This is a genomic window from Chryseobacterium oncorhynchi (assembly GCF_002899895.1).
Classification (GTDB): domain Bacteria; phylum Bacteroidota; class Bacteroidia; order Flavobacteriales; family Weeksellaceae; genus Chryseobacterium; species Chryseobacterium oncorhynchi.
Window position 1 is genome coordinate 678,111 of sequence record NZ_PPEI02000002.1, and the last position, 12,272, is coordinate 690,382.

General features: G+C 34.6%; 12 protein-coding genes. 3 read left to right on the forward strand and 9 right to left on the reverse strand.

What is annotated here, in order from left to right:
* Positions 1-26: 26 nt before the first annotated feature.
* Both C1638_RS08720 and C1638_RS08725 read right to left on the reverse strand, forming a co-directional pair.
* Positions 27-908 carry an AraC family transcriptional regulator gene (locus C1638_RS08720; protein ID WP_109620092.1) on the reverse strand — a complete coding sequence of 294 codons (882 nt, stop codon included), beginning with the start codon at positions 906-908 and terminating at the stop codon, positions 27-29.
* Between the two features lie 131 nt (positions 909-1,039).
* Positions 1,040-3,715: a zinc-dependent metalloprotease gene (locus tag C1638_RS08725; protein WP_109620094.1), complete on the reverse strand. Its 2,676-nt coding sequence runs from the start codon at positions 3,713-3,715 to the stop codon at positions 1,040-1,042.
* Positions 3,716-3,893: 178 nt separating this feature from the next.
* On the opposite strand from C1638_RS08725, the gene C1638_RS08730 reads away from it, so the two are divergent.
* Positions 3,894-4,238: a MerR family transcriptional regulator gene (locus C1638_RS08730; RefSeq protein WP_109620096.1), complete on the forward strand. Its 345-nt coding sequence runs from the start codon at positions 3,894-3,896 to the stop codon at positions 4,236-4,238.
* 224 nt (positions 4,239-4,462) lie between these two features.
* The gene (locus tag C1638_RS08735) at positions 4,463-5,695 is read left to right on the forward strand and encodes a helix-hairpin-helix domain-containing protein (RefSeq protein WP_228428089.1); all 1,233 of its coding nucleotides are present in this window, start codon (positions 4,463-4,465) and stop codon (positions 5,693-5,695) included.
* Between the two features lie 115 nt (positions 5,696-5,810).
* On the opposite strand, the gene C1638_RS08740 is transcribed toward C1638_RS08735, so the two are convergent.
* The 7 genes from C1638_RS08740 to C1638_RS08770 all read right to left on the reverse strand — a co-directional run bounded on the left by C1638_RS08740 (position 5,811) and on the right by C1638_RS08770 (position 11,333).
* Entirely contained in the window at positions 5,811-7,034 is a 1,224-nt protein-coding gene (locus tag C1638_RS08740; RefSeq protein ID WP_109620100.1) for a YncE family protein, read from the reverse strand.
* Between the two features lie 170 nt (positions 7,035-7,204).
* Positions 7,205-7,927, reverse strand: coding sequence for a 23S rRNA pseudouridine(2604) synthase RluF (gene rluF, locus C1638_RS08745; RefSeq protein ID WP_109620102.1), 723 nt, complete (start codon positions 7,925-7,927; stop codon positions 7,205-7,207).
* Positions 7,927-8,421: a hypothetical protein gene (locus C1638_RS08750; protein ID WP_123838362.1), complete on the reverse strand. Its 495-nt coding sequence runs from the start codon at positions 8,419-8,421 to the stop codon at positions 7,927-7,929. The genes rluF and C1638_RS08750 overlap by 1 nt, the downstream gene beginning before the upstream one ends.
* An 80-nt stretch (positions 8,422-8,501) precedes the next feature.
* The gene (gene truB, locus C1638_RS08755) at positions 8,502-9,200 is read right to left on the reverse strand and encodes a tRNA pseudouridine(55) synthase TruB (protein ID WP_109620106.1); all 699 of its coding nucleotides are present in this window, start codon (positions 9,198-9,200) and stop codon (positions 8,502-8,504) included.
* A 22-nt stretch (positions 9,201-9,222) separates the two neighbouring features.
* Positions 9,223-10,041, reverse strand: coding sequence for an undecaprenyl-diphosphate phosphatase (locus C1638_RS08760; RefSeq protein ID WP_109620108.1), 819 nt, complete (start codon positions 10,039-10,041; stop codon positions 9,223-9,225).
* A gap of 93 nt (positions 10,042-10,134) precedes the next feature.
* A complete protein-coding gene (locus tag C1638_RS08765; RefSeq protein ID WP_109620110.1) occupies positions 10,135-10,431 on the reverse strand; it encodes a DUF3098 domain-containing protein in 297 nt (98 codons plus the stop codon).
* A 2-nt stretch (positions 10,432-10,433) separates the two neighbouring features.
* Positions 10,434-11,333 carry a cell division protein FtsX gene (locus C1638_RS08770; protein ID WP_109620112.1) on the reverse strand — a complete coding sequence of 300 codons (900 nt, stop codon included), beginning with the start codon at positions 11,331-11,333 and terminating at the stop codon, positions 10,434-10,436.
* A gap of 91 nt (positions 11,334-11,424) precedes the next feature.
* Here C1638_RS08770 and rsmA point away from each other — a divergent pair, with 91 nt between their 5' ends.
* Positions 11,425-12,195 (forward strand): 16S rRNA (adenine(1518)-N(6)/adenine(1519)-N(6))-dimethyltransferase RsmA, encoded by a 771-nt coding sequence (rsmA, locus tag C1638_RS08775; RefSeq protein WP_109620113.1) that lies wholly within the window; start codon positions 11,425-11,427, stop codon positions 12,193-12,195.
* The last annotated feature ends 77 nt before the right edge of the window (positions 12,196-12,272 follow it).

A 12,272-nucleotide genomic window follows, 5' to 3' on the forward strand; every position in this document is an offset into this window, starting at 1 on the left:
GGATAGAAACTTGAACCATTGAAACCTTAAGCCTTATATTTCCTCATAAACTGAGTAGGGGTCATTCCGGAGCTTTTCCGGAAGACTCTTACAAAGTAGGAATATTCTTCATAGCCTAATCTAAAAGCGATTTCAACAAGGCTTTCATCAAGGTACATCAACATTCTTTTAGCTTCCAGCACTACCCTTTCTGTAATGACTTCTGTAGCTGTTTTCTGAACCACCGTTTGTACAATTCTGTTCAAATGTTTCGATGAAATTCCCAATAAATCTGCATAGTAAGCTATTGATTTATGTTCTGTAAAATGTTGTTCAACAAGGTTTTCAAAATCCTGATAATGTTTAAAGTAAGAAAGCCCCGCTGTGGATGCCAATGTATCAAAATCCCTTGAAAACAATCGTGTTGCATTAATAAAGATTTGTGACATTAAGGACAAGATAAGACCATTCTTCATGATATTTTTAGAAAGATGCTCCTTGCCTAGTTCCTGAAACAGATGAATATTTTCTTTCAATTCTAAAGCATTCAGCTGAAGTTTTCTTGGAAAAGATACAGATCCAAAGAAAGGAAAATTCCTCAGCTTCTGATTTACATAATGCATTTCATAAAACTCTTGCGAACAAAAGAAAATATATCCCTCAATATCTGCAGAAAGTTCCCAGCTATGAATTTGTCCCGGTGACAGAAAGAAAAGACTTCCCTCTGAAACCTCATATTTTTGAAAATCAATTTCATGAACACCATTCCCTTCTGTAAAAAGAACTGCTGCGTAAAAATCATGCCTGTGAGGCTTTTCTATATGCCTATGCCCCACAACCAAGTGGTTTTTCATGGTATTAAAATAAAAATCCGAAGGATTCTTACCACTCTGAAAAAGATCAATATGAAGAACGGAAATAGAGTTCATCCTATGTTTTAATGAGGAAAATAATTGATTAAATGATGTATAAAAGTACTATAAATAAAGTCAAATGACAAGTTTCGACATAAAAAAAGGACCGACTGCCGCCGATCCTCTTTTATAAAGTTTAATGATTCTTATTTTATAATCAATTTACTGTTATATATTCCTTTTGAAGAGTTGATGCTAATTACATATACTCCTTTAGGTACATTTACATTAAATTCTTTCGTATTGTTACCCTCGCTTTGATAAGCTGAAGAATAAATTAATCTTCCACTTGAGTCAAACATTACTACTTTCAATTCTCCTTTTATATTTTGAGATTTGATGAAGAATTTGCCATCAGTTGGGTTAGGATAAATTTTAATATCATCTGCTAAAGGAGAAGAAACTTCTTTGGTTCCTAAAGTCTGAGTAGTACGGGTACATACTTGAAGACTCCAACCATTAATATTTCCCACATCTCCCGTATAATTGTCAGAAGCAAATAACTTCCATTGTCCTTGTGCAGGATGCCCTATAAAAATCCCAAGTGCTTCATTAGACTTCACTTCTCCCTGAATAGGTGTAGCACAAGTCGCTGCAGCTCCCGCATCGCTGAAAGTCGCAATGATATTATCCTGAGAAGTACATTGTCTGTTCCAGACAAGAGCAGATGTTCCCATAGGTCCTTCTATTCCAACTGACAGGTCTTTTACATAGGTATGTGTAATGGAAGGTGTTACTTTAATTTTAGTAATGATTCCTGGATTATTAACTGTCAATGGAGCGGAAACTGGAGGGGATGCAATAGCAGCGTTTCCTCCGGGACCATCTTTAATAGCAACAACAGGACCTCCATAAGTGTATGTTGTACATGCTTCCCCCTCTACTGTATAATCAATCACAAAGCTAGGACTTACAGCATAATAAATATTTCCTACTGCTTCTACCATAATAAATGCATTGGCAGAAGTAGAACCTGCCGGAATCGTAATTTGTTCGCTTCCGTCATTAGGTGTATTGGCTGCAATAGTAGTAAAGGTTTGTCCCCCGTCTTTAGATAATTTGATATTTACGTTAGCTGTACTTACAGGTGCCTGGGTTGTATTAGCTACATCCCATACCACATTAAATACTGAACCTGAAGTTGCAGACTGTCCAAATGCAGGAGCAGTAACTTTAAATGGTCCTGAGGCCGCATCTACAACTATTGACATTGCATCCTTACTTGTTTGGGGAGCTGCAATACTATTATTTCTTACAGTCAATGCAAAGTTAAGGTTTCGCCCTACTCCTGAAACAGTTTCCCATTTTGTATTAAGGACACCTGCTAAAACTTTATTAAAGTCAGGGAAATATCTTACGGGAGTACTCACTGGGTTCAAAGATCTGAACGTAGGACCCGTTGGCTTATTTAGATAAGGAATTGAATTAGATCCGGTCTGAGAAGAACCTGAATCCATCTGTTCCCATGTATAAGTATAAGAAGCAGTATTTGCATCTGTTGAAGTACCTTTAAGTACAAATGCAGTAGATTTTGGAATGGTATAATCCGCTCCGGCATTCACCGATGGTGCAGGATTCGAAAAAGGAGTATTTACACCACAGGCAATACTATTTATTCTGTCTTTGATCTCTTGTACACTAAACCCATGAAAATAATCATTGGAATTGAATTGCACATCATAATTAGCTGTAATTCCTGTATAGGCCATGATAGTAGATCCACTACCCGGTTCCACCAATGAAGCTAGGTTCCCTGATGCTGTACTATAACTGAATGAATGATTAGCACCTAGTTGATGTCCCATTTCATGAGCTACATAGTCAATATCAAAGCCATCTCCCTCAGGGAAATTACTAGCTGTCCATCCCATAGCCTTAGAAGCATCGTCACAAATATCTCCGGGAGCATATCCATTTCCGTCTTCTCTATCAAAAATGTGCCCCATGTCATAATTGGCAGCACCAATAATATTGGTAATCGTAGTCTGGCCCGCTTGGTTCTGCTCACCTGATGCGGTATAAGGATCTGAAGCTGGATCTATATAAATTATAGCATCATTATTAGCAACCAGATTAAAATGAAAAGAAAGATCTTTTTCAAAAACACTGTTCAAACGTGTTAAAGAAGCATTCATAGCTGCTAAAATCACCCCTTTCTTCTCTGCTTCCGTTGCTGTAGCAGGTGTTCCCGCAGCCGTCAGATGATACTGTGCATATTCACCTGTACAGGTAATGGCAAGCCTGAAAATATTAAACCCAGCTGTTCTTCTATTGGCAGCATCGTTTTTTTTTTCAGATTTGTTTAATTCCTGCTTGCTGGGTGTAGCACATTCAAAAGGCTCTTTATCCTGTCCTCTTCTTGCATTGGAATCAAAAACAGCATAAACAGTTCTGTCCTCTGTATAAGGTTCAATAAATTCTGATATACCGGAACGAGTTATCATAGAAGAAAACCCAACCGGAGATAAACTGAATCTTAAATATACGGTAGGATCTTCTAATGCTGTTCCTACATAAGATTTAATATCAGGAAACTTGGCTTGTAATTCCGGAGCCATATTGGAAAACTCCCAAACCTGAAATTTCTCCAGTCTCCCATTAGACATAGGAAGTGTAACCACAACTCCTTTGTCATTTGAAAAGCGCGCTGGTGCATTTTTTAAGGCTTGCTTAAGCTGATCTGTATTCAGTGTGTAAAGCCCTGCAAATTCTAATTTTTCTTGTGATTTTTTTACTTTTTGAGACCTAAGCTCAGTTCTTGTCCACTGAGAAAACCCTAAAAATGGAATCATCAGTGTCAGAATAAAGAAATAATGTTTCATATCATAATAAGTTTTGTGTTTCACGAAATTACATAAAAAAAATAAATATTAAGTTTTTTTCACATAATTATGAATAAAAAAATCAATATTTCAAACTAAAACCTTTCTAATACTTTGAAAGATATATTTGGAGGATGATTTAAAAAATTTTTATCTTTGAGGTTTAGGAGTCATTAAAATGAAAATAAACTTACCTGATAAACTGTATTACTCTATAGGAGAAGTGGCCAAGGCATTCGATGTAAATACTTCATTAATACGTTATTGGGAACAGGAATTTCCTATCATTAAGCCTAAAAAAAACAGAAAAGGAAACCGATACTTCACCCCTGAAGATATCAAAAACCTACAAATGATCTACCATTTGGTAAAAGAAAAGGGATATACTCTGGATGGAGCACGAATTGCTTTAACTACTAATAGTAAAATTTCCGAAACAATTACCATCATTGATCGTCTTGAATTTGTTAAAGCTGAACTTTTAAAATTGAAAGAGTCTTTAGGAGAAAGAGATTCTGAATAATTCGTTAAGTTCAAATATTGAAATAAGGATATTCTTTGGTCTTTTTTAGTTCAGATTATCTTTAAACAATTCTAAATTAAGGATATAAAAGTTTAATTCTAAATGAATTACACTTATTTTATATCCTAAAATTAACCAATTTACCTTTCGCCATTGCCCCGTTTTGTTTTTATCAATATGTTTACCATATGATGAGAAAAAACTATTACCAAAAATTGGCTTTTATGGTTATTTTACTGACCATCCTATTGGTTTTTCAGAAATATACCAGCAGAAGCAGAGACCCGCTCCCTGATATAAAATTTATTGCCGGATCTTCGATTCCTAAAAACATATCAGATTTTGATCCTAATATCTTAGATAAAGAGCAATGGGGGAAGCTTGGGTTTTCTGAAAAACAGATAATCACGATTCTTAAATATAAGGATGTGGTGGGTGGAACTTTTACCTCAAAAGAACAGTTGAAGAAATGTTATGCAATTTCAGAGGAAAAATTTAAAGAACTGGAATCCTTTATCCTTCTTCCTGATGCCGGTAAAATAAATAACCCCAAGTATTCTAATCATTTTGAAAAGAAAGAAATTTCTGTTTCCGGAAAATTTAATCCTGACTCATTCTCCTCTCATGATTGGATCAAAATGGGATTTAGTGAACGGCAGTCTGAAGCTATTTTGAAATACAAAAGTTATCTTGGAGGAAGTTTTGTAAGTAAAGAGAAGTTTAAAGAATGTTTTATTATTTCTCCGGAAAACTACAGGAAGATGGAACCTTACCTACTATTACCTTTAAAAACACCTGAAAAGTTTAAGACTTTCGGTACAAACTATCCTGAGAAAACAAAGGTACAATATCATCCTTTTGACCCCAACAGCATGAATATTGATGGCTGGAAAGAATTAGGTTTTTCGGATAAGCAAGCTAATACCATTGTGAATTACCGTGACAGAAATCTAGATGGCAGCTTTAAAAATCTAGAAGATATACAGAAATGTTTTGTTATTTCTGCAGAGAAGTTTCAGGAACTACGACCTTATATTAAGCTCAACCCTGTGGAAGTGAAACAGGAAAAAACAGATTTTTCAAAAACTGATCTTAATACAATTACCTTTAAACAACTTATAGAGTTTGGACTGGATGAAAAAAGTGCCGGTTCAATTATTGGCTTTAGAAAGAAATTGAGAGGTTTCGTGAATAAACAACAAATCTTAACCACTTATAATATTGATAAAGATCTGGTTCAAAAGTTAATCTCCATAGCCCCATTGGATGCTTCAACAGTTCCAAAATATTCTTTAACTGAAGCTCCCGAGGAATGGTTGAAAGATCATCCTTATTTTAAATATTCTGCTGATAAAATCATCTTCTACCGAACCACCTATCCTGATGACAAGAAGATCTGGAAGTTTTTAAAATTAAAACCGGAGTATGAGGAAAGGATGAAATTATACGTAAAATAATTTGGATGCAGATAGAAAATTGAATTTCAGATATCAATTTATATCCGGTAAAAACTATTCCAAAAAGTTAGATGTTTTTTGGAATAGTTGATCACCGGGAATATTATTTTAAATTTTAGTGATGCATATAGTTGCTGGGACCATTGGTTCCTTCAATTGATTCTGGAAGTATTCCGTATCGGGTACGTAAATTGACAGTCCCTAAGTTTTGCCCGGTGTTGATATCAATTATATTAATCGTTCCGGAATTTAAGTTAGGTATATTCAGTAAATTATTTTGTACCGCCACCACTTCTTTTCCTGATTTGGTTTTGAAGAAAGCCATATGATGGGCTCCTTTATCAGCATTAAAAGTCTTCAACAGCTTTAGTTGAGGAAGATTACTTAAATCAAAGACAAGCACTTTTCCGGGATCTGCAAAACTCACATAAAGTTTGTTTGTATCGTCAATGTACATTTCAAGAGTCCAGCCTAAACCTTGTGTGCTACCGTCAAATACTTTACTAAAAGCATCGTATTTTTTGGTTGTAGCATTGTAGGGAGCAATCCAAATATCACCTCCAAGCATGGTTGTAGCAAGAGCATATTGTGGAAATTTCCCTCGTAATAATAAAGTCTCAACAGGAGCAGACATATCTGTTGGTGAGTCTGCTATCTGATAAGTTTCCTTTATTTCATAGGTATTTAGATCTAATAAAGTACAAGTATTTCCTACTCCGGTAGTAAGATCCGGATGAATGGTTGAAGTTACCATCATTAATCCTTTATCTTCATTAATTGAAATACCATGCGGGTACATTATAAACTTATTGGGATTGTCTTGAATGGGCGCTTTAATCGTTTTGATAAGCTGATTATTATTGGCATTAAAAACACCGATACTACCATCTTTTGGGCCTCCTGCTCCCCCCATAAAGGTCATAAAATATCTTCCGTCATTGGTGAAAAATAAATTTTCGCCTACAGTATTTTCACCTGTATCAATAGGTGTCGAATTAATTAATTTTGGCAACCCATTTTGATCTACTCCTGTTTTCACCTCATAGAGATAGCTACCCCCTAAAGCAGTTGTGTATAATTTTTTTGCATTATTATTATAATAAAGGTGATGTGGTAATACACCAATACCCAATTCTAGTTTACTACTAATGTTTCCAAAATTTGGGGCTTCGGGATCTAGCTCTATTACAGCAATTCCGTCTGATAATCCATTTAAACTTCTGTAATCAATGTAAAAGGAGGAATCATGTGGCTGCTCACCATTATGATTATCATTTTGACAATTAGTAAACATTGCCAAAATAGCAAATAAAAGAACTGTATTAAATTTTAATTTCATGATTTTCAAGTTATAGTTGTGTCTATTGTAAATGTAATATATTTTTTGTGAAAAATAAAATATATTACACTACTACGTGAAAAATCATCAAATAACTACAATTTAATTACATTCCCAGTGGTTTGTACTAGAAAGTATGAAAGTAAAAATGGTAAGGTATATTATTTGTCCTAGTCGATTGTCTTGCTAGAATCTTCCAGCAAATCATTTAGAGTATTAAGTTCTTCGTCTGTCAGATCTCTCCATTTTCCTATCGGGAGATCTAGTTTCATATTCATGATACGAATTCTCTTTAGCTTTTTCACTTCGTAGCCTAGATATTCGCACATTCTACGAATCTGTCTGTTAAGTCCTTGGGTAAGAATAATCCTGAAATTCATTTCATCAATCTTCTCTACCTCACATTTTTTGGTTACCGTATCAAGGATAGGAACTCCGTTTCTCATTTTATCCAAAAACTTCGGGGTAATTGGCTTATCTACTCGTACCAGATATTCTTTTTCGTGATTGTTTCTGGCACGTAGAATTTTATTTACGATATCACCATCATTGGTTAAAAGAATAAGTCCTTCACTTGGCTTATCTAATCTTCCGATCGGGAAAATCCTTTTTGGATAGTTAATATAATCTACGATATTATTCTTTTCACGTTTAGTATCTGTAGTACAAACAATTCCTACAGGTTTATTGAAAGCAATATAAACGGGGGTTTCCTGAGGTTCTCTTACAGGTTTTCCGTCTACTTCTACCAAGTCATCATCAGAAACTTTGGTTCCCAGTTCAGGAATCTTACCGTTAATCTTTATTCTGCCTTCTTCCAATAGTTTATCTGCTGCTCTTCTTGAACAGTAACCTACTTCTGATAAATATTTATTGATACGTGTCTTTTCCATTAGTCTTGTCCGTAACCGGTATAATTTTTATTACTGAAAATAGTAACTCCGTAGCTTAATCCGATGAAAAAGCCATCAGCTCCATTTTTCAATTTGTGTGATTCAAAAACAATTCCTCCCTCCTGGCTCAGCCTTTTTGAATAGGAAACCTGCATTCCCAACCTTCCACCCCAAAACTCAGTATCTGAAATGGCAGAATGATTAAGCTGTTTTCCGTAATTAATATCTATATAAAAAGGACGGTCTCCTGGAGAAAAAATAATTTTTGGCTGTATAACCCAATAAATTAGGTGATAATTATCTTGTATAAAGCTATATTTCAATCCGGTTCCTATAGCAAAGTTAGGAAGAAAATTATATCCTCCAATAGCTGTGATACCGTAAGTGAATTTTCCTAATACTGATTTGGGTTCAATGTACTGCGAATTACTAGTTTCACTCTTATTATTAATATTAAAGCCAACATTTAGGGATGGATTGAAATAAAAATCCATTTTTGGCTTTCCAGTTTCTGTATCTTGAGAAAAGAATTTAAAAAAGGGTACTATTAATAAGAGAAAAGATAGTTTTATTTTCATGATTCCAGAAATCTAAAATCATTATTTAAAAACTGATCTGTAGCATCTTCAATCTTGTAATCGCCAATTTTTGTTCGTCTTAATTGTGTAAGATAGGCACCTACTCCCAGTTCCTGCCCTATATCATGAGCTAAACTTCTGATGTAGGTTCCCTTTGAACAGCCTACTGTAAAGCTTATCAAAGGAAAATCTATTGTAACATCTTTAAGATAATGAATAGTTGTCTTTCTGGACTTCATTTCCACTTCCTCTCCTGCTCTTGCCAGATTATAGGCTCTTTCGCCATCAATCTTTATCGCGGAATAAACCGGTGGTTTCTGTTCAATTTCACCAACAAACTTTTCCAGAACTTCCTTTACCTGATCTTCGGTGATATTTGAAATATCCTGATGAAGAATTTCCGGCTTTTCAGTATCATAAGATTCTGTTTGTACTCCTATTTTGATCTCTGTCCAATATTCCTTAGGAGCATCCTGTATTTCAGGAATCTTTTTAGTGAATTTTCCACAGCATACGATCAAAAGACCTGTTGCTCTGGGATCCAGAGTTCCGGCATGGCCGATTTTAAATTTTTTGGGAAGATCAAATTCCCTTTTAAGTTTATATTTCATTTTATTGACAGCCTGGAAAGAGGTCCAGTCCAAAGGCTTATCCAATAAAAATATGTGTCCTGATTTCAGTTCTTCAGCAGTCATGAATGGATATAATGAATGTTTTTTATTTAAAGAAATAAAAATAGATTAGTAAAGCTACCCCTACAAAAATACGATACCACCCCCAAGGTTTGAAACCATATTTATTAAGTACACCAATGAAAGCCTTGATGGCAATAAGTGCTACAATAAATGCTACTACATTTCCTACTACAAAGATCATAATATGATCCTGTGAAGCCATAATCATTTCATATCCTTTCTGAGGATTAGCCGTTTCTTTTCCCCATGTTTTCACAAAAACAGAGTATACAGTTACAGCAAGCATAGTAGGAACAGCAAGGAAAAAAGAAAATTCTGCTGCCGCTTTTCTGGTAAGCCCTTGTGTCATCCCTCCAATAATGGAAGCTGCACTACGGCTTGTTCCCGGCATCATTGCAAGACATTGCCAGAATCCTATGGTTATAGCTTTTCTTATTGTAATTCCTTTTTCATCATCAATTTTAGGGTTCTTAAACCATTTGTCGGCAAATAGTAAAATAACACCACCCAATACCAATACTGAAGAAATAGCAATCTGATTTCCAAGAATAGCTTCAATTTTATCGTCGAATAAATATCCTAATACTAATGCAGGAACTACTGCAAAAGCTAACTTAAAATAAAACTGAATATTATTTAAATCAAAAAACTTTTTCCAATAGGCAACAACGACAGATAAGATGGCTCCAAACTGAATGGAAACCTGAAACATTTTCAAAAACTCTGTTTCTTCCAGTCCCATAAGATTTGCTGTAAATCCCATGTGTGCTGTAGAAGAAATAGGAAGATATTCTGTTAATCCCTCTACAATGGCAATAATGATTGCTTTGATTAAATCCATAATCTTTAAAAAATTAAAAGATTAAGAGATCCGGATCTTCAGAATATGTATTCTGAATTTCCTAATCTCTTAATCTCTAAATATAATTTGTATTTATTTTCTTTTTAAAATAGCGTATACTTCTATTGCAAAACCTATTACAACAAATAGCGGAGCTATTCTGATTCTTCTGATGGAGAAAATACCGTCATTCCATGAATTCGGGTCAAATTTACCATCTACAGTATTAGCATCAGGTCCCATCATTAGGAGAAACCCAACAACAATAAATGCTAATCCTATCAACATCCATTTGAAATTCTGCTGTCCAAAATAGAACACATTTTCCGGTGTTGCTTTTGTTTCGTTTCCGAAATCTGAAGCGGAAATTTTATTTATTTTTTTGCTCATTTTTAAGAGTAGTATAAATCGTCAACGTTTGATTTTAAGAATCTCCATGTAGCGAAAATAGTACTTAAGACAGAAATAAAGATTCCTACTCCTAATACTAAGATAACTAACCAGAAGTACTGATTGTTGTCCTGTACGAAAGCTGAGCCAATCTGGCTTGTGAAATAATACCAGACACCACCTAATGCAAGAAGACCAATAGCAGAACCGATGGCTCCTAAAATAATTGCTTCAATGATAAACGGCTTAAGGATAAATCTCCTTTTTGCCCCTACCAGCTGCATGGTTTTAATAATAAATCTCTTGGAGAATATTTTCAGACGGATTGAATTGTTGATCAATACAACAGCCAATACTAAAAACAACACTGAGAATCCTAGAATCCATTTTAAGATCCTGCTCAGGTTGTTGTAAACATCTACCATTAAGGTACTGTCATTTTTAACATCTATAATCCCCGGAACAGATTTGATGACCTTGATGGCTTCATCAATTTTTGCCGGATCTACATATTCAGGTTTTAAAGCTACTTCGATGGATGAAGGGAAAATATTTTCCTCAAACAAGGCATCACTATCAATCCCCATACTTTTTTTGGCTTCCTTAGCAGCCATACTTCTTGAAATATAGGTTGCTTTTTTTACAGGAGCTAAGGTCTGTACCTTTTTAAAAGTTTCTTCCTCTAGTTTTACAATTTTTACAGAGTCTTTAGCGTCATAATTTTCATCAAAGTAGGCGTTCACCACCAATTGTTCTTTGATATAGTCGGAATATTTCTGGGCATTGATTAAAATAAGCCCCATTAATCCCAACAAAAATAACACTAAGGCAATACTTATCACTACTGTAATATTGCTGGACCGAAGCCTTTTCTTATTAAATTCATCTACAGATTTAGCCATTAATATTAAAATTTTTGGCTAAAATAGAAAAAATCTTCCGAAATTTGGGACGAAATAAAGAAAATCATTGTTAATAAAATCATAAAAAACCTTGAGTGTAAAAGCAAAAAAACATCTTGGACAGCACTTCCTGACAGATGAAAATATCGCAAGAAAAATAGTAGAAGGTCTTAGTTTTGAGAACTATAATAATATTATGGAGGTAGGTCCCGGCATGGGGGTTCTTACCAAATATCTTCTTGAAAAGGACCAAACCATTTACCTTGCAGAAATTGATACAGAATCCATCGAGTATCTGAAAAACAACTATTCTAAGGTTACAGAAGATACCTTTGTAGGAGATTTTTTGAAACAGGATTTTAATTTTATCAAGGATGAACAGATTGCCATTATTGGTAATTTCCCGTATAATATTTCATCACAGATATTATTCAAGATTGTGGATCATTATGGAATGATTCCTGAAATGGTGGGAATGTTCCAGAAAGAGGTTGCACAAAGAACAGCTGCAGTGCCAAGAACTAAAGATTACGGTATTCTTTCGGTTCTTATACAGGCTTACTACGATGTATCTTATATGTTTACCGTTCATGAGAATGTATTCAACCCACCGCCAAAAGTAAAGTCCGGTGTTATCAGGCTGACAAGAAATCCTAAGGAAGGCTTGGCTGGTAATGAAGTTCTCTTTAAGCAAATTGTAAAAACAGGATTCAACCAGAGAAGAAAGAAACTTTCTAATGCATTGAAGTCTTTAATTATTCCTGAAGCTTTAAAAGGCCATGAGTTTTTAGACAAAAGAGCAGAAGAACTGAGTGTCTCTGATTTCATTCATTTTGCAAATCTTTGGAAAGAAAACCAATAGACATGTAATAAAAAAAGCTCCTTTATCAGGAGCTTTTTTTGTGATAGTTTTATAAGTAAAGCCTTGTATTTGAAAGG